Origin of the sequence: Neolewinella agarilytica (assembly GCF_900110645.1) — a bacterium.
Lineage (GTDB): Bacteria > Bacteroidota > Bacteroidia > Chitinophagales > Saprospiraceae > Neolewinella > Neolewinella agarilytica.
In genome coordinates this window covers 40,951-64,307 of record NZ_FOFB01000033.1, presented here as the reverse complement: position 1 = coordinate 64,307, position 23,357 = coordinate 40,951, and the positions used below count along the sequence as shown (strand labels likewise).

The 23,357-nt window shown below is 53.4% G+C and carries 19 protein-coding genes; 11 read left to right on the top strand and 8 right to left on the bottom strand.

The annotated features are described in order from the left end of the window. Positions 1-471: 471 nt before the first annotated feature. The 7 genes from BM123_RS21410 to BM123_RS21380 all read right to left on the bottom strand — a co-directional run bounded on the left by BM123_RS21410 (position 472) and on the right by BM123_RS21380 (position 6,735). Entirely contained in the window at positions 472-1,605 is a 1,134-nt protein-coding gene (locus BM123_RS21410) for an FAD-dependent oxidoreductase (RefSeq protein ID WP_090172760.1), read from the bottom strand. Positions 1,606-1,699: 94 nt separating this feature from the next. After that, positions 1,700-2,446 carry a carotenoid biosynthesis protein gene (locus BM123_RS21405; RefSeq protein WP_245748646.1) on the bottom strand — a complete coding sequence of 249 codons (747 nt, stop codon included), beginning with the start codon at positions 2,444-2,446 and terminating at the stop codon, positions 1,700-1,702. A gap of 30 nt (positions 2,447-2,476) precedes the next feature. After that, on the bottom strand, positions 2,477-3,316 hold the full coding sequence (locus BM123_RS21400) for a thioredoxin domain-containing protein (protein ID WP_090172759.1): 840 nt from the start codon (positions 3,314-3,316) through the stop codon (positions 2,477-2,479). A gap of 258 nt (positions 3,317-3,574) precedes the next feature. Beyond that, positions 3,575-4,336, bottom strand: coding sequence for a hypothetical protein (locus BM123_RS21395; protein WP_139212027.1), 762 nt, complete (start codon positions 4,334-4,336; stop codon positions 3,575-3,577). After that, positions 4,323-5,723: an MBL fold metallo-hydrolase gene (locus BM123_RS21390; protein ID WP_090172756.1), complete on the bottom strand. Its 1,401-nt coding sequence runs from the start codon at positions 5,721-5,723 to the stop codon at positions 4,323-4,325. The genes BM123_RS21395 and BM123_RS21390 overlap by 14 nt, the downstream gene beginning before the upstream one ends. A 137-nt stretch (positions 5,724-5,860) precedes the next feature. Next, complete coding sequence (locus tag BM123_RS21385; RefSeq protein WP_090172755.1) at positions 5,861-6,262, bottom strand: rhodanese-like domain-containing protein; 402 nt, start codon at positions 6,260-6,262, stop codon at positions 5,861-5,863. A 122-nt stretch (positions 6,263-6,384) separates the two neighbouring features. Further along, positions 6,385-6,735, bottom strand: coding sequence for a rhodanese-like domain-containing protein (locus tag BM123_RS21380; protein ID WP_090172753.1), 351 nt, complete (start codon positions 6,733-6,735; stop codon positions 6,385-6,387). Between the two features lie 203 nt (positions 6,736-6,938). Here BM123_RS21380 and BM123_RS21375 point away from each other — a divergent pair, with 203 nt between their 5' ends. The 5 genes from BM123_RS21375 to BM123_RS21355 all read left to right on the top strand — a co-directional run bounded on the left by BM123_RS21375 (position 6,939) and on the right by BM123_RS21355 (position 12,172). Next, complete coding sequence (locus tag BM123_RS21375; protein ID WP_090172751.1) at positions 6,939-7,427, top strand: hypothetical protein; 489 nt, start codon at positions 6,939-6,941, stop codon at positions 7,425-7,427. A 232-nt stretch (positions 7,428-7,659) separates the two neighbouring features. Beyond that, positions 7,660-10,125, top strand: a complete 2,466-nt coding sequence (locus tag BM123_RS21370; RefSeq protein WP_090172749.1) for a zinc-dependent metalloprotease — start codon at positions 7,660-7,662, stop codon at positions 10,123-10,125. Positions 10,126-10,367: 242 nt separating this feature from the next. Then, complete coding sequence (locus tag BM123_RS21365; RefSeq protein WP_090172747.1) at positions 10,368-10,823, top strand: GNAT family N-acetyltransferase; 456 nt, start codon at positions 10,368-10,370, stop codon at positions 10,821-10,823. Between the two features lie 216 nt (positions 10,824-11,039). Continuing rightward, complete coding sequence (locus tag BM123_RS21360) at positions 11,040-11,501, top strand: RidA family protein (protein WP_090172745.1); 462 nt, start codon at positions 11,040-11,042, stop codon at positions 11,499-11,501. 35 nt (positions 11,502-11,536) lie between these two features. Then, positions 11,537-12,172 carry an OmpW family outer membrane protein gene (locus BM123_RS21355; RefSeq protein ID WP_090172743.1) on the top strand — a complete coding sequence of 212 codons (636 nt, stop codon included), beginning with the start codon at positions 11,537-11,539 and terminating at the stop codon, positions 12,170-12,172. Positions 12,173-12,700: 528 nt separating this feature from the next. Here the strand turns inward: BM123_RS21355 and BM123_RS21345 are convergent. Then, positions 12,701-15,919 (bottom strand): VPS10 domain-containing protein, encoded by a 3,219-nt coding sequence (locus BM123_RS21345; RefSeq protein WP_090172739.1) that lies wholly within the window; start codon positions 15,917-15,919, stop codon positions 12,701-12,703. A gap of 326 nt (positions 15,920-16,245) precedes the next feature. Here BM123_RS21345 and trmB point away from each other — a divergent pair, with 326 nt between their 5' ends. From trmB to BM123_RS21315, 6 genes are all read left to right on the top strand, one after another. Then, complete coding sequence (gene trmB / locus BM123_RS21340) at positions 16,246-16,986, top strand: tRNA (guanosine(46)-N7)-methyltransferase TrmB (RefSeq protein WP_090172737.1); 741 nt, start codon at positions 16,246-16,248, stop codon at positions 16,984-16,986. 116 nt (positions 16,987-17,102) lie between these two features. Continuing rightward, the gene (locus BM123_RS21335) at positions 17,103-17,339 is read left to right on the top strand and encodes a 4a-hydroxytetrahydrobiopterin dehydratase (RefSeq protein WP_090172735.1); all 237 of its coding nucleotides are present in this window, start codon (positions 17,103-17,105) and stop codon (positions 17,337-17,339) included. A gap of 1 nt (position 17,340) precedes the next feature. Continuing rightward, positions 17,341-18,819 carry a tetratricopeptide repeat protein gene (locus BM123_RS21330; protein WP_090172733.1) on the top strand — a complete coding sequence of 493 codons (1,479 nt, stop codon included), beginning with the start codon at positions 17,341-17,343 and terminating at the stop codon, positions 18,817-18,819. A gap of 262 nt (positions 18,820-19,081) precedes the next feature. Further along, complete coding sequence (locus BM123_RS21325; RefSeq protein WP_139212025.1) at positions 19,082-20,167, top strand: hypothetical protein; 1,086 nt, start codon at positions 19,082-19,084, stop codon at positions 20,165-20,167. Between the two features lie 151 nt (positions 20,168-20,318). After that, complete coding sequence (locus BM123_RS21320) at positions 20,319-21,959, top strand: NAD+ synthase (RefSeq protein ID WP_090172729.1); 1,641 nt, start codon at positions 20,319-20,321, stop codon at positions 21,957-21,959. Positions 21,960-22,273: 314 nt separating this feature from the next. Next, positions 22,274-23,233, top strand: a complete 960-nt coding sequence (locus BM123_RS21315) for an ADP-ribosylglycohydrolase family protein (protein ID WP_090172727.1) — start codon at positions 22,274-22,276, stop codon at positions 23,231-23,233. Positions 23,234-23,357 lie beyond the last annotated feature (124 nt).

Genomic DNA, 23,357 nt, shown 5'->3' with positions numbered 1-23,357 from the left:
CTCTCATTAACCCCACTCGTTTGCGGGGCCGCAAAGGTACATCCACCTCTTTCATTCCTGCAACACTTTTGGAAAGTATTTTAAACTTTCTTTTCTGTGCTTTTAAGCGGAAGAAAACAGACGGTCTTTCTTTTTGATCCCGGAGCGAAGATTGCTCCGATCTTCAGTCATTACTGAAGAATAAAAACAAGAAGATGTAATGGTCTGGTGGGAAACGACCCGTGCCTTAAAAAGGCGGGACGGTAAGGCGATAATCTCTCAATCGCGGGGCGCAAAGATAGGGCGCAGTATTGTAAACGTGCAAGGACTTGAATAGTTTTCTTTCAAAAGAAAGAATCATATTTCATCACTCCTCTGGTAACCAGCTTTTTGCAGGAATCTTTTTTTGCTTCTTAACGCTCCATTGCATCCTGCGGCCGCGCCCGATTATCTTGCACAGGCGCTAAGTCAGCGTTGAGCGCATTGATTCCATCAGAATAGCTCACGAACAAAGGTGGAACCAAAAACCGGGATATTGGTCGTTGACATCAACTGCAACTCTTGCCAGATGGATGTCTCCCCGTTGAGGAAGGCCAATACTCTCTCCGGCGGATTACCGGCAAAAAGATCAACGAAGAGTTCAGCGCCATTAAGTTTACCGTCCTGCAGGATGCGCAAAAGCGTCGCATCGTACTGAATATGGCGGGAAGGCCAGGGAGGAAGTTTATTGAAATCGGGGAATGTCTGCGCCAGGCGCGTCAGTTGTCGTTGAAGCGCATAAAAAGTGTAGCCCGTAGACGGTCGGGTAGCGCCACCGCGCATACCTATATATATAAGGTTACCCTTGCGGAGCGGAAAGGGATAAGTCGTCATGGGAATATTTCCGCCTTCGGTGTGCTCAATGCGGTAATCACTCGTCCAATGCGCTGCCATGTATTCTTTCAGGATATGGTCATAGCCTTCCGTTGTCAGGTGCTCATTGCTGAAAATGGCCACCTCCACCAGTGCCCGCCGCGGCGTAAAGGGCATGACGTAGCAAAATCGGCTTTCGCCGTGCTGGGGCGTTCGGAAGTCCATCAAAGCAGCGGTAGTCGGATCAAAGATGTCTTCTTCCGTCTCTACGAACCACCCCCGGAAGTGCTGGTCGAGGTAAGGTTGTTTGATCTGGCGCGGACGCAGGTGCAAAGGAAGACTGGAAAAAGCAAGGGAAGCCGAGCATTGTTCTTCGCCCAGCCGGAAGGTTACCTGCTCTCCATCGGATTGTACCTCCGTAGCGAGGGAAGTCCGTCGCTCCAGGTTCGGCGAGGTATCGAGGTAAGCATTAACGTGGGCATAGAACTCAGTACTGCGGATGAGCTTGTATTCGTAGGGGCTGATCTCGCAATTCAGATTCTTCGTCTGATTGTGCAGCGTCACCTTCTGCCAGCGGTGGTAGACCAGCTCTTCAAAAGGCCCGGCGCCCTCTTCCCAAAAGGACCAGCTACGGTCATGAGCTTCCTTGCGTCCTTCCGGATCGACCAGTACGACGGACTTCCCCGCCAGATGCCCGGCCTTACCCAGGTGGTAAAGCGTACTGAGGCCGGCGAGGCCGGCGCCGAGGATGGCGATGTCGTAGTGGGTAATCATTCTTTTTTGTGGAAGCCCTCTCCCCAACCCCTCCCCACGGGGGAGGAGCTTTGGGAAAACGCTTCGCGTTTTTTGTCACAATATTTTTTCATCTCTACAGCATGAAGTTAAGCACCACAAAGAAAAACAGCTGCGCCAGGAAGTAGACCAGTAATACCGGACTGCGGAAGCGGATCTTAAGCAGATGCAAGGGAAGAGAGATCACGAAGGCAATCGCCGCCCAGGCGAGATAGTTTTGCAGGGGGATGTCTCCGGCGGCCCACTGCCAGTAGTCCAACTTGATGGCGACGGGCTCGATGAGGACGTCGTAGGCGGCGGTGAGGACACCAGCTAACAGAGGATATGCGATATGGGATATGCGATATTTGATACCTGATTGGGCCGCTTCGGCTTTCGCTTTTTTGGAAAAAAGGCGGATGATGACCTCATTACAGGCCAGGGTAAGCACGCACCAGTTGAGCGCAATAACGAAGGGGACGCCCAGCCACTGGAACCACATCGTTGGCCCGTAGGCATATTCGCCAAAGATGGCGCCGGTTGCGACGCCAAGGGCTTCCATGATGAAGGTAAAAACATAAGCAATAGCCAGCCAGACGAACAGGCGCTTGTCCTGGTTGGCGCGATAGATGGCGTAGAGGACGAGTCCGTTGAGGACGAAGAGTAGCCCATCCGTCGTCACTTGGGTGATGGGCAGCACGGCGGGCAGGCAGTGGGCCAGGGCTCCGCTGCTGAAGGCGAAGATGAGGAAATAAGATAAGTAGCGATCAAAAGAAGATGCTCCGGTTATCGTCTGCTGCTGCTCGATGTGGCCTTGGGATTGATTGATGTTGGTAGGACACACTAAGCGACCGAAGGTTCAAGAAAACAGCGACTATTGCTTCTTCTTGTACATAGCCACAAATACCTCGTTATCGGCTGCTTCCTGCAGCAGGTCGTAACACTCCCCCGCCAGTTCCGGTTGGTTGGTTTTACGATAGGCCTGTGCTTTGATGTAACAGGCTAATGCTTCGTTCTTGGGGTTCAGCTCTTCGTTGAGGCTGGCCATCAGTTTCAGTGCTTTTTTGGCACGGCCTTTCAGCAGCAGGTTTTCGGCTTCCATCAGACTTAGGCGCTCCATCAGGCTTTCTGGCGTGGTACTTTTCTTGGAGAGGATTTTCTGGGCTTGCTCCAGGCCCTTATTACTCGCCCCCGCCAGCTGACTGGCAATCGCTCCGGAAGCCTGCCGCGCCGCCTCCTGGTAATTACGGGCGAGCATGAAATAGGTATTAAAAGCATCCGGCTGTTCCTTCACCAGATAGTCCGCAGCATAAGCCGCCTGCATATTAGGTGGGAACTGGTGGAATAATGTTAGTACATCCTCTTTTGTCATATAGCCCTTGCGGCGGTAATACTCCTTCCCGTTAGCGTCCAGTACGATGAGGGTCGGCAGTGCTTTCACGCCGTACTTGTCTAGTGTCGTATTGGGGTTAGTGGCATCGATGCGAACGTTGACGAATTGGTTTTGCAGGGCTTGCACTGTATCCAGGGACCATACCTTTTCGTCCATGACTTTGCAGGGGCCGCACCAGTCGGCATAGAAATCAAGGATGACGAAGGTGCCTTTCGCCGCCGCTATGTCACTGGCCGAGTCTACGTCGAGGCGGGTGAAAAGGGTTTGGGCGGAGAGGGTGGTAAATAAAAACAAGCATAAAAATAATAGAGACCGTCGCATAAGTTATTGTTATAAGGTATAGCTAGGAGTTAGAAATAACAATCATATTGAACACATCAGAGAAACCATTTAGACAGTAGCCTGATCACAGTGAGTTCACAATACAAGGCCAGGAAAGCCCTAAAGAAGGAAACTAACTTCCTACTCAATAAAGCCTGGTAATAGCCTGAAGCAAGGAACGTGTCAATAGAGTTAATGGCCAGTGTAACACTTTGCCACAGTGTGCAAGATATTTATAATTATGCTCAAAGCAAAAACCTACCCACCACACCCCAAAAACTCACCCGGCGAGCCCAAAAACCGCTGAAGCAAAAAGTAATTAACGGCTATTTCGTCGCCCTCGAATAAGTCGCAATTTCCACCGACGCACTTTTCCACGGTTAGGTAAGTTAAGCTGTCCGAATCTCCCGAAAAAACCACATCAAAAGTCTTCGTTGAGAGATAGTCTAATTCGGTCAGCAGTGACTCATTTGACAGCTTTAATATCGGAGAACAATCCCGCCATCCCTTCTTCCACTTACCCGATATTTCAACCTTCCCGCTTTGGTCAATCCGGATCATGGAAATTATGGCAGATGGCCTGGATACAACTCTCTGTCGTATAATTATCGAATCCCATCGGGTCCGCTTCATCTCCATCCGGTAGGTAGCATACCTTGCTTCCCCTACCTGAATGATAGTTGAATCCGGAAACCACTCCAGCGAAATATCGTAATGCGAAAACGGATGCGGAAGTTCTAGAATAGTGCCCGGAAGCATCTCTCTTGTATCCATCGTCAAGCCACTCACAAAGACAGGCGCTGCTACTTTGATGGAATCCTGGAAGACAATTACGCCGGAAGAATGATCAGAGGAAGCATAATACGCTGGGACACCGCTGCGATCAGTTCTAGAACAGCCCGTAATCAAGGCAAAGAGCACCAGCAAGCAAAAGGTTTGCTGCGCAACCATTTTTCGGAGCAGGAGCTTCTCACCCCAGCCGCCCGATGCTATGATTGGCAAACCATTATTCAATCTCAATCACCTCCTCCAACTTCGGCGCAGCCCATCCTTTAAAGCCATGCTCTTCCAGTGCGCCGCCGAAGGCTTCCATCCGGTCGATGGTGCCGTGAACGAGGAAGACTTTTTTGCAGGTCTTCTTCTGGTTGTCGAGGAAGTCGATCATTTCGGACTGGTCGCCGTGGGCGGAGAAACTGTCCATAATCACGACATCGGCTCTCAGCTCATGGTATTCTCCGTAGAGTTTGAGGCCCGGAGCCCCGTCACGGATTTTGCCGCCGGGTGTTTGGGGGGCACAGTAGCCGACGATGAAGATGGTGTTCTTCGGGCTACCCATCGTGTTGCGCAGGTGGTGTTTGCTACGGCCAGCGTTCATCATGCCGGAGGCGGAGATGATGATGGCCGGGCCCTTAAGGAAGTTGAGGGCTTTGGATTCCTTGACGTCCTGGATGTAGGTCAGACTGTTGAAGCCGAAGGGGTTGTCGTCCGTCAGCATATACTCCTGCAGTTCGGCGTCGTAGCATTCGGGGTGTGCCCCGAAAACGGTGGTGGCGTTAACGGCCAGCGGGCTGTCTACGAAAACTTTGATCTTGGGCAGTTTACCAGCGGACTCCAGCTGATCGAGCATGTGCACGATCTCCTGCGTACGGCCTACGCTGAAGGCAGGGATGAGCAGTTTTCCGCCCTTATCCACACAGGTGCTCTTTACGATGTTGAGGAACTTCTCCATCTCGTTGGGCTTCAGCTCGTGCTCCCGGTCACCGTAGGTAGATTCACAGAGGATGTAGTCACACTCCGGCATCGGCTGCGGATCCCGTAGGATGGGGCGGTTGGGGCGGCCGATGTCTCCGGTGAAGCCGACGGTCGTCGTGCGGCCATCCGCACGTTTGATACGCAGCGTTACGCTGGCGCTGCCGAGGATGTGGCCCGCGTCGCGATACAAAATCTCGACGTTGGGGTGGATGCGTTCCCAGCGATCGTAAGGCAGGCCGACGAAGCGCTCCATGGCCGGCTTGACGTCTTTACGCGTATAGAGTGGCTTCTTCGATTTACCGAATTTGCCGTACTTTTTATTATAGTATTCTGCGTCCCGTTCCTGAATAAAGGCCGAGTCCAGGAGTAAGATCGCGCAGAGACTACGCGTGGCGTGGGTAGCATAGATGTCTCCCCGAAAACCGTCTTTCACCAGCTTGGGCACTCTCCCCGTATGATCAATGTGGGCGTGGCTGAGCACCAGGCAATCGACGCTCTCCGGCTTAAAAATGAAATTCTCGTTGAACTCCTGCATCTCTTTACTTCGCCCCTGGTAGAGGCCGCAATCGAGGAGAATTCTATAACCGTCGTCTAAGGTGATCAGGTGGGCGGAGCCGGTAACTTCGCGGGCGGCGCCGCAGAATTGAATTTGCATGGAGAGAGTCTACTTTGTGGGCAAGGTAGGGAAAGTCTTTGGTAGTCTTGTGGTCTTGTGGTCTTATGGTCTTGTAGGCTACCGCAAGTTGGAGGCGAGGTAGGCGTTGGAGGCTACCGCGTGCTGGAACCTGCCAATTATTTCACCCAAGCCGAATATCCCCCCACCAAATTATAGGATTTATTGAAACCGAGCTCATCCATCATTTTACAGGCTTTGCCGCTGCGGCCTCCGGAGGCGCAGTAGACGAGGTAGGTTTTGGTGGGGTCCAGCTCCTGGAGCTGGGTAGCGAATTCGGGGGAGCGGTAGTCAAGTTCCAGCGCGCCATCGATGACACCGCGGGCGGTTTCGCCGGGGGTACGCACGTCGAGCAAGACTGTGTTGGGATCACCGATTTTTTCGGCAAACTCTTCGGGTGAAAGATCTTCATAGACGGAGCGTGTCTGCTGGGTGGCAGCGTCATCGGTGGAAGACGTGGCGGGGGCGCTACCGCAGGTGCAAAGGAAGACGGATAAGAGCAGGGGGAGGAAAATTTTCATCGTGTTTTGCTGTTTAGTGGATGTTGGTGGAAGCGTCCTGCTTCAGGGAGTGTGTTCTGAGCGTCCGGACCGAAATCCCGGCCTGGATTATCGACCCGACCGCCTGCTCTGGTCTTTGATCGTTATTCGTAGGCGTTGATGCCTCCGTCGAGGTGGATGAGCTTTTCGAAGCCGGCGTTCCGCATCAGGGTGCAGGCCCGGACGGAGCGGCGGCCGCTGCGGCAGTAGACGAGGTATTCCTGATTGGGATCAAGAGCATCCATCTGTTCGAGGAAGTCAGGACCGAGGTAGTTGTAGTTCACGGCGCCGTCGAGGTGGAAGGCGGCAAATTCTTCTTCTGAGCGAACGTCGATCACGGCTCCCGGAGCGGCTTGCGCGCGCAGGCGGTCAAACTCGGCGGGGCCCACGTTATTGAGCTGCTGTTTGAGCAGCTGCCAGCGGGGGATGGGGCAGGCGGGAGGTCCTTCGGTCATGGAGACAGTTTTATCGTTACACTAAGGTAACGGTTTGGGGAAATGATGGGTTGAGTGGAGGGGTGCGAGGTAACCGGGTGCCGGGTCTTAAAAACTGGCGGGCGAACAATGAATCATGGGCGGTGCGTTATAAACGAAGACACAGGGGCAAATCAGGACTACCCCATACTCAGCGAGTCAATATTCAAATAAAACTATCCTTTATGAAAGCGTACATCACTACCCTACTCTGCTTCATGCTGGCAACGAGCCTGATCTGGAGTCAAAACACCCGCGGAGCAGCGAGCACAGAAACGACTGACTTCTCGACCGTCATCGCAAACACTAACGCAAAAAAAGGAGTCCACCCCAATAAAGCCACATTGGCTTTCGATAAAATCGGCACCATCAGCGAGGTAAACTTCGTGGAAAAAGGGGGATACGAACACATTGTTTTCAACTTCGTCTCCGACGGCGGTATGCGCCGCAGCTTTGACCTACACCTGGAGTTTCCGACTGACTTTCCCACCGAAATCGCCAAAGCCCGGGTCATCCACCTGGGGCACCAGCTGATTGTGTTCGATACGGAGAGTGAATTCAGTTTCAACTTCTTCGTACCCACGAAGAAAAACACCGTAAACCATGCAAAGGAGGTGCCGACGGTGCTGGGTATCGGGCTGGGAATATCGACTCCGAAGCGGGACTCGAATTAGCCCATATTTATAGAACTACTGAGAAACATTGGTGGAGACGCTATGCGTCGAGCCGGGCAAGGGAGCGAAGCGATTTTGACCGTGTAACGGGACCCAGGCGAAAAAAGCTACCGCACCTACACGCTCCGGGAGCCTTCGGCCCCGTTCGCGATCGACGCACAGCGTCTCCACCTGGTTCTTGACGTATTCGACAATTCCGCATTATCTTCCAGCCCAACAAAAGCCCCGCTGGATGAAAACCGTTTTCTACACCCTACTCTGCTCCCTAATCCTCCTTCCCTGCACCTGCGTCAGCGCCCAAAACACCGCTACGAAAAAGACGCCCACCATTGAAGCGAAGATCGCGGGGATGGACAAAAAGGACGGCTACTTCGATTTTTACTGGGACGATGATGCCGGCAAAATCTACCTCGAAATTGACCGTTTTGACGAGGAGTTCCTCTACGTCAACAGCCTTGCTGCCGGCCTGGGCAGCAACGATATTGGCCTGGATCGTAACCAGCTCGGCAATACCCGCGTCGTGTATTTTGATCGGGTGGGGCCGCAGGTAATGCTGCGGCAGCGTAACCTCGGTTACCGGGCCATCAGCGATAACCCGGACGAGGTGGCCAGCGTTCGCGACGCCTTCGCCCAGTCTACCCTGGCCGGCTTTAAGGTCGCCGCCAAAACCGGCGACCGGGTGCTCGTTGACCTCACGCCAATGCTCCTGACCGATGCCCACGGCGTCATCAGCCGCCTGAAGCGCAACAAACAGGGCAGCTACAAAATCGACGCCAGCCGCAGTGCGGTTTATCTCCCTAAAACGAAGAATTTCCCAAAAAACAGCGAGTTCGAAGCCAGCATCACCTTTGCCGGAGAAGCCACCGGCCGCCAGCTCCGAAGCGTAACCCCCACCAGCGGCGCGTTCACCCTACGCATGCACCACAGCTTCGTGGAACTCCCCGATGACAACTACACACCCCGCGCCTTCGACCCCCGCTCCGGTTATAATGCCCGCAGCTACGCCGACTACGCAACGCCCATTGATCAACCGCTCGTGAAGCGATTTATTCCCCGTCACCGTCTGGAGAAAAAAGACCCCAGTGCCGCTATGAGCGAACCCGTGGAGCCCATCATTTACTACCTCGACCGGGGTGCGCCGGAGCCGGTAAAATCTGCCCTCCTCGAAGGCGCCCGCTGGTGGAACCAGGCCTACGAAGCCGCTGGCTACAAAAATGCTTTCCAGGTAGAAGTCTTACCCGAAGGCGCTGACCCGATGGACGTGCGCTACAACGTCATCAACTGGGTACACCGCAGCACCCGGGGCTGGAGTTACGGCAGCTCGGTGACTGATCCGCGCACCGGCGAGATCATCAAAGGACACGTACTGCTCGGCAGCCTGCGCGTTCGACAGGATTTTCTCCTCGCTCAGGGCCTGATCAAAGCCTACGGCAAAGACGGCACAACGCCCGATCCGCGACTAGAGGAAATGGCCCTCGCCCGACTGCGGCAGCTCAGCGCCCACGAAGTGGGCCACACCATCGGTCTGGCGCACAACTTTGCGGCCTCAACGAACAACCGCGCTTCCGTGATGGATTACCCCCACCCCTACATTACGCTCAAAGATGGCGAAGTAGACTTCAGCCAGGCCTACGCCGTTGGCATTGGTGAGTGGGACAAGCAGACCATCAAGTATGGCTACAGCGATTTCCCCGAAGGCGCTGACGAAGCCGCCGAGTTGCAAAAAATCCTGGCCGAGAACCAGGCCAAAGGCTTACGCTACATCAGCGACTCCGACGCCCGGCCGCAGGGCAGCTCCCAGCCCGATGCTCACTTGTGGGACAATGGCGAGAGCCCCATCGTCGAGATGAATCGTCTGCTTGCGTTGCGTAAACATGCGCTTGACAATTTCTCGGAGGCGAATATTCCGGTTGGGATGCCACTCTCCGAGTTGGAATCGGTCTTCGTACCCGTTTACCTCATGCATCGCTACCAGGTGGAGGCTGTCGCTAAGATGATTGGTGGGTATCACTATGATTATGGGGTGCGTGGTGAGCAAGTATCACCACGGGTGAGACCCGTTTCGATAGAGGAACAAAAGGCCGCCACCCAGGCACTGCTTATGACTCTTAGCCCCTCTACGTTAGGGTTTAATGGTAAATTAAGTGGCCTCATCCCACCACCCGCGATGGGTTACTCCCGCAACCGAGAGCTGTTCAGCACGCAGAATGGCGGTGGTTTTGATCCGTTGGCGATGGCGCAGTCAGCCGCCGACAATACGTTTACTTTCCTGCTTCATCCGCACCGTCTAGCAAGAATAGCGGAGCAAGCGGCCCTTGGCCCCCTTGGCGGATACCCGAGTCTGGAAGATTATCTGGAAACAATCCGCATTGAGGTTAACCGGAACGTGAGAAAGAACACTACTAACAGGTTCCCTCTGGAATTGGCGATGATGGTCGACAAAAGATTTGTTGCTCATCTGATCCAACTAGCGGCCAATAAAGACATCAGTGAACGGGTAAGATCGGTCGCTTTTTCTAAGCTTCGTCAGATGTTAGGACCGCTCAGCAATGCCAACAACCTGACACCGATTGAAGTACACGACCATTACCTGAGCGTAACGATCAATCAGTTTTTAACGGACCCAAGGAGTGTAGAAATCAGTCCTGCGCCGAAGTTGCCGGATGGATCTCCAATTGGGTGTGGGGGTTTTCATTAGCCTGGTAGTTTTGTAGCTTGGTAGGCTGCCGCATTTTGGAGGTGTTGGAGGCTGCCGCTCTGTCGCTGCGCGGCTTTGAACACAGAGAGCACACAGAAGTCGGCAAAGTGTCTATGAGGCAGCTCGCAGAGCTTCGTAGCGCAGCACCGGCTTTAGCCGGAAAGCTTTTTCAGCGCGGCCGCAGGATGCAAAGAGGGTTGGAGGAGCAATGGGTTTCAGCACGCTTCCTTAATTTTGTCTTTATGAAACTGATCCGCACCGACAACAGCAGTGAAGACTTCCGCGCCCTCGTCAGGGCCCTCGACGCCCACCTGGCCGTGACCGATGAAGACGAACACGACTTTTACCACCAATACAATGGCCTTGATGCGATCAAGCATGTCGTGATGGCCTACGAGGGAGACAGCCCCATTGCCTGCGGCGCCATCAAGGCCTACGACGACTCGACGATGGAGGTGAAACGAATGTTCACCGCCGAGGCCGCCCGCGGGCAAGGAATCGCCGTGAAGGTGCTGGACGAACTGGAAGCCTGGTCGCGCGAACTCGGCTACACCCGCTGCCTCCTCGAAACCGGCAAGCGACAGCCCTATGCCATCCGGCTCTACGAGAAATGCGGCTATCAGGTTGTCCCGAACTATGGGCAGTATGCGGGGATGGACAATAGTGTTTGTATGGAGAAGACCGTGGGGCAGGCATAAGAGCGTGACTTGCGCCAGATTGCTGCCACAATAGTCGGAGACAAGCCTCTTTTTTCATCTAAGCATACCTGCTTCAGGTACTGGATGGTGGCAAAAGCATTTGTTTATTTGCGAGCGATTGTGAAGAATGAGGAAGCGTGTATCATCAAATCAGCGCCTCAAACAAGGCGTATTGATTGCTTTATGAGGCCCCCACTAAACAATTAGAAAAGAGAAATGACACCAAAAGAAAATTTGAAAGAACACGGATATATACTTCCAGATGCTTCCACCCCCGGAGGCAGCTATAAATCCGTAAATATTGTGGAGAATATAGCCTACATCGCGATTCAGTTTCCAATCTGGAACGAAGAATACAGGTACCAGGGAAGATTAGGAAACGAAATTTCAACGGAAGAAGGGTACAAAGCTATGGAGCTATGCGCGTTGAATGTTTTAGCACAAATAAATAAGAAGGTTGGATTTGAAAGAATTACGGGCTTAAATCATATTGATGCTTACTTCCAGTCAGGTGAAAACTGGGACGAGTCTCCCAAGGTAGTGAACGGTGCATCTGATCTGTTCGTGAAAATTCTGGGCACAAAAGGTGAGCATTCACGGGCCATATTCGGGGTGCATAAGCTTCCACGGAATTTTAGTGTTGGGTTAACCGCCTCGTTTACGATTAAAAGGCAATAAAAAAGGACTAACTTATTCGCCCGAGAAGTCCAACCATGCCCAAAAGCCTGATCATACTAACCCTTTTATTCTTCTGCCCCTTCCGCCTGCCGGCGCAGGAAAGCAACCCGACGACCTTAGCCATAGAAACCGGCCTCGTCGGGCTTTTCGATGCGGAACGATTAGGCCTCTTCCTTCATCTGGAGCCTAAGCATCGGTTTTCTAAAAACGGGGTTGTCGGGCTAAGAATCGGAATTACCCTAAACACCCAGACCATTGAAAACTATGATAGCTTTCAGTTCATCGTCAACCGGAACGAAGATGACCAACGTAGCGACAATGGAGTCATCTCCGTTGTACCAACCTATGACCATTACTTAAAGCAAGTGAATAATTTCCGTCCTTACGTGGGGGCGGGCGTTGGCTACTACATATCGGGTTCCTACGTAGAAGCTTCCCGCATTGTCCCGGTTGATCCATCCGAGGGCATCTTTGAAATTGGGGTCAATAACCAAGTCGGTCTGCTTCTAAGAGGAGGGGTGGAGTCCGATAAATTGAGACTTGGCATCGAATATAATTTCATGCCCAAAACGGACCTGAAGTTGCCAGATAGCACCATCGTCGGAACAGTAGACAAGAGTTACTTAGGGCTTTCGGTGGGGGTTAAGATTGGGAAAAAGAGAACCAATTAGGATACGAAGCCTTCTTGATGTTTAAATAGAATAAAGGCAGGCATAGATCTCAGAAAAACCTTATAGTTTATTAGCATCTACTAGACCACTATGAAACTAATAAAAAGACTAAGCATGTTACGCACGGCAAGCTATTATTGAAGCCAATATTGGCTGATAAAAATGGCGTGCTGGCATAAATTTACTCAGAATGAACTTGCGCAGAAAGCTCTCCTGGAAACAGGAATCAGGCCTCTATACCATAAACCAAGGAAAGACAGCACCTCAACTCCAGGACCAATAATGGCTGGAATATGGATGGACATCAGAAGCAAGCTGAGAAAAGAGAACGGTTTAAAAAGTGTTCATCTGGACCTGTTAAAATAGTGAGCTTCCAAAGCCAATATACCCCGTAAAAAAAGCGGTCAGCCCGCAGCACTCAGGCTAATATTACCTGATTGCTACGTGCTGACCGCTCAATTACATGGAAGCAAAAGCTGTTTCGCCTACAAAATGCGGTAGCCTGTAAGACCACCAGCACTAAGACGGCTACTCCCCTGTTCCCAGGATATATGGCGCCCCGGCTTTCTGCAATTGCGTTTGCAATTCAGGCAGCTTTCCGCTAAGGGCTTTGACCATCGGCATGATCTCAGCAATCATGTCCTTGGCGATACCGAGGCTACGCTTCTGGTTGGGGGTCGGTCCGTAAGTGGTGGACAGGCCGCGGTAGCCGGCGAAGAAGTGATCGCTCACCGAAGGCGGCGCTTTCTCCCCTACGGCATCCCGGCTGGGGCTACCATTCAGTTTACGTTCCATGTCCGCGACCTCTTTACTCAACGCGTAAACCTGCTCATGCAGAGCACCCGGCTCGATGGAAGCCAGGCTAAGGGCAGACTCCATAGCCTTCACCTGCTTGCTCAGGTCGCTGAGCATTTCTTCGCCTTTAGCCATATCGTCCTGAATGGCTTTTACCTGGTCACGGTAAGCAGCAAAAGTAGCCGGGTCTCCTCCCTTAATGGTTGGCGTGTGCAGCGGCTTGACATTGAAGCTCACCGGACCGGCCAGAGCCGTGATTTTACCGCCCACTTCCTTACTCATAGATACGGTGTACTGGCCCGGTGCGGCCATCGCACCGCCGCGGCGGCGGCCACCGCCGCCACGGGTTCCCGGCCGTACCGGCCAGGTAGGGGCCAGGCGTAGGTCCCAGGAAGTCCGCTGCAAACCTTTTCTCAGCGGCTCACTAAATGTACGCACCACGTTACCGTTGGCATCCTTGATCGTAAACCAAACCTTGGGCTTACGCTCTGCTGCTTCCTTATCCAGCGCTTCATAACCGGGGAACGTGAGCGACTTACCTGATTTCATAGCCTCTTTTTCCGCTTTCTTCCGGGCGGAGGCCATGCTCTCAAATTCCGTATTGATATTGTAGGTGAAGACCGCTCCGAAAGTCGGGTTCTCCGCCGCATACTGGTTCGCGCCTACGCCCGGATCATTGTTGCGGGGGGAATACCACCAGGCATCACGGACTGAGAACAGTGCTGCCTCCTCGTCTTCCATCGTACCGACGGTCATTTCCCGCATCGGTGCATAATTGTCCAGCACCCAGAAACTACGCCCGAAGCTGGCTCCAATCAGGTCGTTCTCCCGCTTTTGGATGGCGAGGTCGCGGAAAGGAATCGTCGGGCTTCCGGCCAGTTTCTTCCAGTCATTACCGCCGTTCATCGTCACGTAAATCCCGTTTTCCGTACCGATAAACATCAAGTTCTTTTCTTCATGGTCCTGTACCAGCCGCCAGATCAGATTGCGGTCCGGCAGGTTAGCCCGCAGTGAGGTCCAGCTTTTGCCGAGGTTCGTGCTCTTGAAAAGGTAAGGTGTGTAATCGCCTTCTTTATGATTATCAAGCGAGACGTAGACGGTGTTGGCGTCGTACTTGTCAGCCTTGATGTCATTGATAAAGGCACGCTCGGGAACGCCGGGCATTTTGGAAACCATCATTTTGTTCCAGTTCTTGCCGCCATCGGTGGTTACCTGAATGATGCCATCGTCAGTACCCGCCCAGACGATGTTTTCGTCCACTTCTGACTCCGCCAACGAAGTGATGGTGCTGTAGTTAGACATGGCGTAGATGTCCCAGGGGTTGTCCCAGCTCTGGATGCCGCCCATGATGGGGCGGGCGATGCGTTCTTCGTTACGGGTCAGGTCACCGCTGATCGGTTCCCAGTCGTCGCCCCGGCTATCGGAGCGCCAGACGCGGTAACTGGCGAAGTAGAGCCGCTTGGGGTCGTGGCTGGAGACGACGATCGGGGCGTCCCAGTTGAAGCGCTCGTGGGGATCTCCCTTCCGGGCCTGAGGCTGAACGCTGACGGGTTCACCGGTTTTAAGGTCAATCCGGTTCAGGCCGCCCTGCTGGCTTTCGGCGTAGATGATGTCGGGGTTTCCAGGCTCGGTAGCTGATTGATGCCCGTCCGCACCAAGGGTCTTGTACCAGTCACCATTACGGATGCCGGCGCGGGAATCGGTCCGGCTGGGGCCTCCGTGGGAACCGTTGTCCTGCGTACCCCCAAAGATGTGGTAGAAGGGCTCCCGGTCATCAACGGCCACTTTGTAGTACTGCGTGATGGGCATATTATCGATGAAACGCCAGTTTTCGGCCAGATCGAAGCTTTCATAGATACCCGCGTCGGTACCGATCAGCAGGTAGTTCGGGTCATCCGCGCGGAAGTTGATGGAATGGTTATCGCTGTGCTTGCGTTCTTCCTTCATTCGGCGGAAGGTTTTGCCGCCATCTTCGCTTATCTGGATGCGGACGTCCATCAGGTAAAGACGGTCGAAGTTATGGGGGCAAGCGTAGAGTTCCTGGTAGTAATGAGGGCCGGTACCGCCGGAGACTGCGTCGGACATTTTTGTCCAGCTGGAGCCCTGATTAGTGGAACGGAAGACACCTCCTTTGCGGCGATCAAGAGTAATGGCGGCATAGACGACGTCGGGTTGTTGCGGGCTGATGGCCAGGCCGATCTTACCGAGGTTCGACTTCGGAATCCCGGAGGTGAGTTTCTCCCAGGTTTCGCCGCCGTCCCGGCTGCGATGAATACCGGAGCCGGGGCCGCCGCCGAGGTAGGCCGCTACGGTACGGTGGCGATCCCAGGTAGCAGCGTAGAGCAGGTCGGGATCGCGGGGGTCCATGATGAGGTCAGTGGCACCGGTCCATTCGGTATTCCCGAGCGTACGATTCCAGGTTTCGCCACCGTCGGTAGACTTAAAAACGCCACGATCGCCGCCGCTGCTCCAAAGCGGGCCCTGGCTGGCAACCCAGATGATGTCGCTATTGCTTGGGTGAACGATGATTTTTGATACGTGCTCCGAGTTGGGCAGTCCCATTTTCTTCCAGCTCTTACCGGCATCATTGCTGCGGTAAACACCGTCGCCGTAGGCGATATGGCGACCACCAACATTCTCGCCGGTGCCTACCCAAACCGTTGCCGGGTTATTCGGATCGATGGTGATACAGCCGATGGCGTAGGAACTCTGGTTATCAAAGATGGGGTCCCAGGTAATACCGGCATTTTGGGTTTTCCAGACGCCGCCGGAAGCTACACCGACGTACCAGGTATTTTCGTGTTTGGGGTGAACGGCGATGTCCGCAATTCGGCCGGAAACGAAGGCCGGGCCAACGTTCCGGAGTTGGAAGCCGCCGAGGGTTTCGGGGGTGTCCTGAGCCGACAGGCTCGCTGCAAATAGCAGAAAAAGGCAGGAAAATAGTGCTCTCATGATGAATGGGGGTGGTTAGATTAGGACGTGAAAAGTACGATACGCAGGCCATAACCGACAATCGTTAACAATGTTCTGACAAAGCAGGTGGCGCGAACGCAGGTGCAAGGGAGAGGTTGGGGAGCGGTGTGGGGCACGCATTGTCCGACTAAAGTCGGTGCTGCGTTACGAAACTCTACGAGCTGACAAATAGCATCGTAGCTCGTAGAGCTTCGTAACACAGCACTGGTTTCCACCGGAATTCGACAAACCCTGCTCAAAAAACATCCCCTTGCACCTGCGTCCGCGCCGCGTATCTTTGCAGCCCCAAAAGATAAACGGCCACCATGTCCACCAGAAACAAGCTGCAGAAATTTGCCGAGATCCTGCAAATGCGCAACGTCTATGAGAACTTCGACCCCAAGAACCCTAAATTGGTTGGTGAGGGCGGTCAAATCGTGGAGCGCAAAGGCCAGTGGGCCAAAGCCCACTTCGGCAACGACAAGCCCATCACACTGGAGCTGGCCTGCGGGCGCGGCGAATATACCGTTGACCTGGCACGACAGTATCCCGACCGGAATTTCATCGGTGTAGACATTAAAGGTGCCCGCATCTGGAAAGGGGCTAACATCGCTCAAGACGAAGGTTTGGATAACGCTGCGTTCCTGCGCACGCGCATCGAAATCATCGCCACCTTCTTCGCAAAGGGCGAAGTGGATGAAATCTGGATCACCTTCCCGGATCCTTTCCTGAAAAAAGGAAAGGAAAATCGTCGGCTGACGGCCGCTCGTTACCTGAAGCAGTATCGTCATATTCTGAAAGAAGACGGTATTGTTCACCTCAAGACGGACAGCCGCGACCTCTACGAATGGACCCAGGAAACCTTTGCCCAACAACCTGCCATAAAGGTGCTTTACCACGATCATGACATTTACTCCAAGCCCCTCTACATTCCGGAGCTAAGCACGGAGACTTACTACGAAAAGCTGCACAAGGGGCTGGGGAAAACAATTACTTATACCCAATTCTCATTTGTGCCAGGCGTGGATATTATTGGCGGGAAAGGCATTCCGGGTTTCGAAATCTGAGATGTCGTGCTAAAAACGTTAAGTAAGCGTGAAATCAAGCTCCATTCGTCTCATCGGGGAGCGTCCTATTAGCGGAAGCCGTATTTTTGCGGAGAATAATCCCCCACTGAATCAAAATGGCCTGGACCGAAAATAATAACGCGCTGGAGCGCGAGTTCCAATTTAGCGACTTCACCGAGGCCTTTGCCTTCATGACGCGCGTGGCCTTTGCCGCCGAAGCCGCAGGCCATCATCCGGAATGGACCAATGTATATAACCGGGTCAACATCAGACTGACCACACACGATGCAGGTAATACTGTCACTGATAAGGACCGCAATCTTGCGGCAGTTATCGATCGGATCTACGAATAATATGTACCGACTACTCTTCCTTTTTTTCGTTTTCAGTAGTTCGCTGACCGGCCTGTATGCAGGTACCGACAGTGAGTACTTCTACGACTTTACGCCGCAGGCAAATGCCATCTATGAGCGGGTGATGCGCCTGGAACTGGACGGTGCGCAGGCGGACATTGATGCACTACGCAGCACAACGCCCACAAACCTGGTGGCCTATCACCTGGAGAGCTACATCGATTTTTTCCGGCTTTACCTCAAGGGTAACGAACGAATCGACGCCAAACTCGAGGCCCGTTTTGAGCGGCGTATTGACGCCCTCGAAGACGGTGACCAAGATTCCCCCTACTACAATTATGCCCTGGCGGAGGCGCGGCTGCACCGCAGTCTGATCGACCTGCGTTTTGAGCGACATCTCTCCGCCTTCCGGGAACTGAACAAAGCCAACAAGCTTCTGCGGCAGAACGCTAAGGATTTTCCCGATTTTTTGTTGACCTATAAAAACCTCGGGCTGTTGCACGCTGCTGTCGGGTCCATTCCACCGCAATACAAGTGGGGCGTTGAGTTATTTTCCAGCCTTAGTGGTACCATCGCTGAAGGGCGGGAGGAGATGGAGTTAGCTCTGACGGCCACGGACAGCCCCTTCCACCTGGAGACCGAAGTTCTTTACGCATTCCTTGAGCTCCACCTGGCCGGAGAGCCAGAACTGGCTTATCAGAAGATCAATTCGCTGGGTCTTAATCCGGCGGAGAACCCCGTTCACTGCTTTATTCTGGCTAACCTGGCAATGCGCAACGGGAAGAATGACGTAGCCCTAAAGTTACTGGAAGCTCAGCCCCGTGGCGGAGCGGCAGCGGACTTCCCCTACCTCGATTTTATGCTTGGCCTGGCCAAGCTGCGGACGCTGGACCCGGCGGCAAGGGTTCATTTTCAGTCGTTCAACATTCGGTACACAGGGCGGCATTTTAAGGAAGAGGCCAAGCAGAAGATTGCCTGGTCTTACCTGTTGGATGATGACCTGGACGGTTACGCCCGGGCCATGGAAGCCATTACGGGTGGCAGCCAGGCCGGAGGCGACCAAAATGCCGTGCGGGAAGCGGCGCGCGAACGCGCGCCACAGCCTGGCTTACTGCGTGCCCGGCTTCTCTTCGACGGCAATTATTGCACCCGCGCCCGCGCCCAGCTCGACGCCATCGAACCCAATGACCTGCACCCTACCGAACAGCTGGAATACCTGTACCGGACCGGGCGGGTACTTGACGGACTGAAAGATTACGACGGGGCGCTCTCCTTTTATGGTAAAACGATCCAACAGGGCCGGGACAACCCCGCTTTCTACGCCTGTAAATCAGCCCTTCAGGCCGGGCTGATTGAGGAAAACCGAAACAATAAGGCCAGAGCCCGGGCCTATTTCGAGACCTGCCTGGACATCTCCCCCGCAGAATATAAAACAGGCTTACACATGCTGGCGAAAGCAGGGCTTGACCGGGTGCGGTAGTAAGCCTCGCTTAGGAGTAAAAAAAGTATTCCTCTTTCACAATCTCTTAGACCAGCCGACGGATTGCCCCTTCCTTCCCCGGGTATTGGGCTGACGGTCAGGGTAAGCCGTTCGCCGACTGCTTGAATCATTGCTGAGTGTGTAGAAGCCAAGTTAAAGAAATAGCTTACCTTAATAGCTGTCTTTACACATTCACCAGATTCAACTACTTATGCTTATTCGACTACCCGCAGTAGCTCTGTGCGTACTGTTATGTTTGGCCTTGTCCGCTCAACGAAACAGTGTAGCCAATGACCTGGTATTGCTTCAGGACGGAAGTCGCATAGAGGTTGATTTGAAAAAAAACACCCCGATGGAAATGGGTCGGGCTATTTCCTTCCGTCGCCTTTCTGACGAAAAGGTGGAAAAGTTAGGCCCCGGTGCGGTGCGTGAGTACCTCTTTGCTAAGAGTAACCGTCGCTTCCGTGCGGTTGATGTTGAAATCCCGGATCCCGGCCAGAACGGAGAAGTCCGGATGACCCGTCGGTTTGGTGAAGTCCTCATCGATGGAACGGTTCAACTGATACGCGTAAACCTGGCGGGTAACGAATACAACTCTAAAGCGCTGGGTATGGAGAGCTATCTCTACCTCCTGCGGCAAGGGGAAATTGAGCTTCCGCTGGAGCTTACCTCCATTCTCATCTATGAGCGATTGCACGCTAACCCCAGCCGCTTTCGTAACAAGCTTAAATTCTTCGTGCGCGACTGCCCCGCCGCCCTATACCTGGCCCGACGAGCCGACTTTAACGATGGCGACATCATGCGGGTGCTGGACACCTACTCCCGTTGTAAAAACATTGATGACCTGAGCATGGACCGAAACCGCATCGGTGGCATTGTGAGTTTTGATCATTTTGGCCGGATCGGGAACCTGAATATCCGGGACATGAACTACGATGAGCGTCAGCTATCATTCTCCGCGGGCTATCAGGTAGAGGCACGTTTCACCAACCGTTTACGTCGTTTGGGAATGATCTTTTCATTGGACTACGTCTATCACTCCTTCCGTTGGGAAGAAACCTCTAACATCGGCCAGTCCATGTTGAAGGGTAACTTTTCCATCGGCTACAGCCCTGTTCTCACCGAAGATTTTTCCGTTCAGGTAACGGGGGGGCTTAGCAATTATAATGCCTTCTCCTCCAGTTTCAACAGTTTTTTCTCCAACAATTATTTCCTGCTAAGCAGTGGCCTAAGGGTAAGAAAAGGCAGTTACCTCTTCGGGCTTTCCTACGAGCACATGCCCAATCAGATTAAGCGACAACCAGGAAACATTTTGCTCGTTTCGGCGGGGTACCAGATTAAGTTTTAAAACAACTCTATTGTAGTACAAGCTAAGTTTTTGGCATAGAATCCGGCTCCAGACCGTCAATGGTCACGTCAGGGAATACAATACTCTGATTACTTAGTTTGTTTTTTAAACAAACTACTCTTATCTTTGCTTTACCAAATAGATAACTGCCATGAACATTGCCCTCGCCCAAATAAATGTCCACGTAGGAAACTTCGACGCCAACCTGGCGAAAATGCTGGAATTTACTGCCAAAGCAAAAGAGCAGAAAGCAGACATTGTCGTTTTCCCCGAACTGGCTACCGTTGGCTATCCGCCACGGGATTTTCTGGAGTTTGATGATTTTATTGACCGGGCAGAAGCCGTTGTTCAGCAATTGGCTAAGGCTGCAGTGGGTATTGCCATTGTAGTAGGCTCCGTTAGCCGCAACCCCGTAGTGGAAGGAAAGGATTTATACAACAGTGCCTACTTCCTGGCTAACGGCCGGGTACAGAAAGTGCAGCACAAGACCCTGCTGCCTACCTACGACATCTTTGATGAGTACCGCTACTTTGAGCCCGCTCACGAGTGGGGGGTGGTTCGTTATATGGATAAGACGATTGCGCTGGTAGTCTGTGAAGACAGCTGGAACGTCGGCAACGAAAACCCGCTTTACAAGATCAATCCGATGGATCAGATGATGGAGCATAATCCGGATATGATCATCAATGTATCGGCCAGTCCGTTTGCTTACAATCACGCCGCAAACCGCATTGAGGTGATGCAGGCCAACTGCCTGCGTTACAACCTGCCGATGTACTACGTCAATCACGTCGGTGCCCAAACGGAGGTCCTCTTCGACGGAGGCTCCATCGTGTTGAGTGCCGATGGTACTTTGGTTGATGAAATGCCCTACTTTGAAGAAGGGATGCGCATTTATAACACGGAAGAGGTTGACAACAAAGAGAACGTTTCCGGTGAGCAAACGAAGGAAAAAATCGCCCTTATCCACGACGGTATCGTGATGGGCATCAAAAATTACTTCGGCAAGCTGGGCTTCAAAAAAGCCATCCTGGGCCTTAGTGGCGGGATCGATTCGGCGCTGGTTGCCGTGCTGGCGGCACGGGCGCTGGGGCCGGACAACGTCCGTTGTATCCTGATGCCAAGCCAGTACAGCTCCGCTCACAGCGTGAACGACGCCCGGGAGCTGTCACAGAACCTGGGTTGCCAATACGACATCGTTCCGATCGAAGACATTTACAACACCTACATGGACGTGTTGAAGCCGCACTTCTGGGCCAAAGACGAAGGTCTGGCCGAAGAGAACCTGCAGGCCCGCGCCCGCGGAATGCTCCTCATGGCCTTCAGTAACAAGTTCGGCAACATCCTTCTGAACACTTCGAATAAGAGTGAAATGGCCGTTGGCTACGGCACCCTATACGGAGATATGTGTGGTGGACTGAGTGTGATCGGCGATGTCTACAAAACGGAGTGTTTCGAACTGGCCCGCTACATCAATAAGGACGGCGAAGTCATCCCCGAAAACATCATCACCAAGCCGCCGAGCGCGGAACTGAAGCCCGATCAGTTTGATTCGGACAGTCTGCCGCCCTACGACCAACTCGATGCCGTACTGTATCAGTACATCGAGCTGACTAAATCTCCGCAGGACATTATTGAAATGGGCTTCGACGAAGCGCTGGTCAAGCGGACCCTCCGCCTCGTGAATATCAATGAGTTCAAACGCTACCAGACAGCACCCGTGTTGCGGGTGAGTAAGAAGAGTTTCGGGATGGGCCGGCGGATGCCGATTGTGGCGAAGTATTTGAATTAGACGCGCTTCGCGCCTGTAGACAGCTTTGCCTTTTGGACGTAAAAGATCGCTTCGCTTTTAGGGTGGCCTTCGGCCTTTTTGGACACAGAATACACAAAGACACAGAGTGCACAAAGAGTAGATCGGTGCTGCCTGTCGACTGTTCTTTGGTACTCAAATATTAATAATCGCGGCCTTAAACCGACGTTATTGCTAATGTCTGAGTAGTTGATAACCTTTTGGCTTAGAAAACTGATTAACCGGATGCGCGGGCAGTCTTATTTGCTCAGACCCTACAGTCTTTTAACTGCAAACTTTTCAAATACCACATCCCCATGAACCCCATCACCACCGCCCTTCTCGGCCTCTCCGTTGCCGACGCCATCGGCGTGCCCGTAGAATTTCAGTCTCGGGACGAGCTGGACAAAAACCCGGTAACTGACATCCGGGGCTACGGCACCTACAATCAGCCGCCGGGCTATTTTTCGGACGACAGTAGCCTGGCCTTCGGGTTGGCGGAGAGCCTGGCGACGGGAAAGTTTGACCTGGTGGATCAGGCGAAACGACTGATCAATTATAAAGAACACGGGTATTGGACACCGGAGCATCAGATTTTCGATATCGGGATGACGACGCAGCAGTCCATTGATAAATTGAGCTCCCTGCTACGGGACGGCCGGGAAGCTGAGCTCCCTACCCTCCACGAATCTGCCCGGGAAAGTGACAATGGCAACGGTGCGCTGATGCGCATATTTCCGCTTTACGCCTACCTCCGGGATAAGCCCGTGACGGAGTGGATAGCCCCGATCTGGCAGCACTCTGCCCTGACGCACGGCCACATTCGTTCGGCTTGTTGTTGCTTTTTGTACCTGCGCTTTTGTGCGCACCTCATCCATAAAGAAACGAAGGAAAAAGCACTGGAATTTGCCCGTCGGGAATTACTGGATTTCCTGGTGGTGGCCAACCTGCCGATCGAGGAGCTGGATGCGTTAGCAACGCTCATCAAGGCGGACTTTTCCACTTTGGCGCGGACGCAGGTGCAGGGGAGTGGCTACGTCGTAGAATGTCTTGAAGCAGCACTCTGGTGCCTCTTTAATGCGGAGGATTACCGGGATACCGTTTTGAAGGCCGTGAATCTGGGCCGGGATACAGACACCACCGCCTGCGTAGCGGGCGCGCCGGCGGCCTTGCTCTACGGCGTGGAGAGCATCCCCGCTAACTGGCTCGCTGCGCTCGCCCGACGGGAGGACATCATTGAGCTGGGCAACCGGTTAGCAGGAGTGTATAAGGTCTGACGCCTCTCTCCCATTGCTCTTCCCCAACGGGAGCCAGGCCCGGCATCCTGCGGCCGCGCCAAAGATGCTGTTCTCTACGCAACCCTTCCCTTAAATTAATCGTCCACCATTATCATTTAATCCC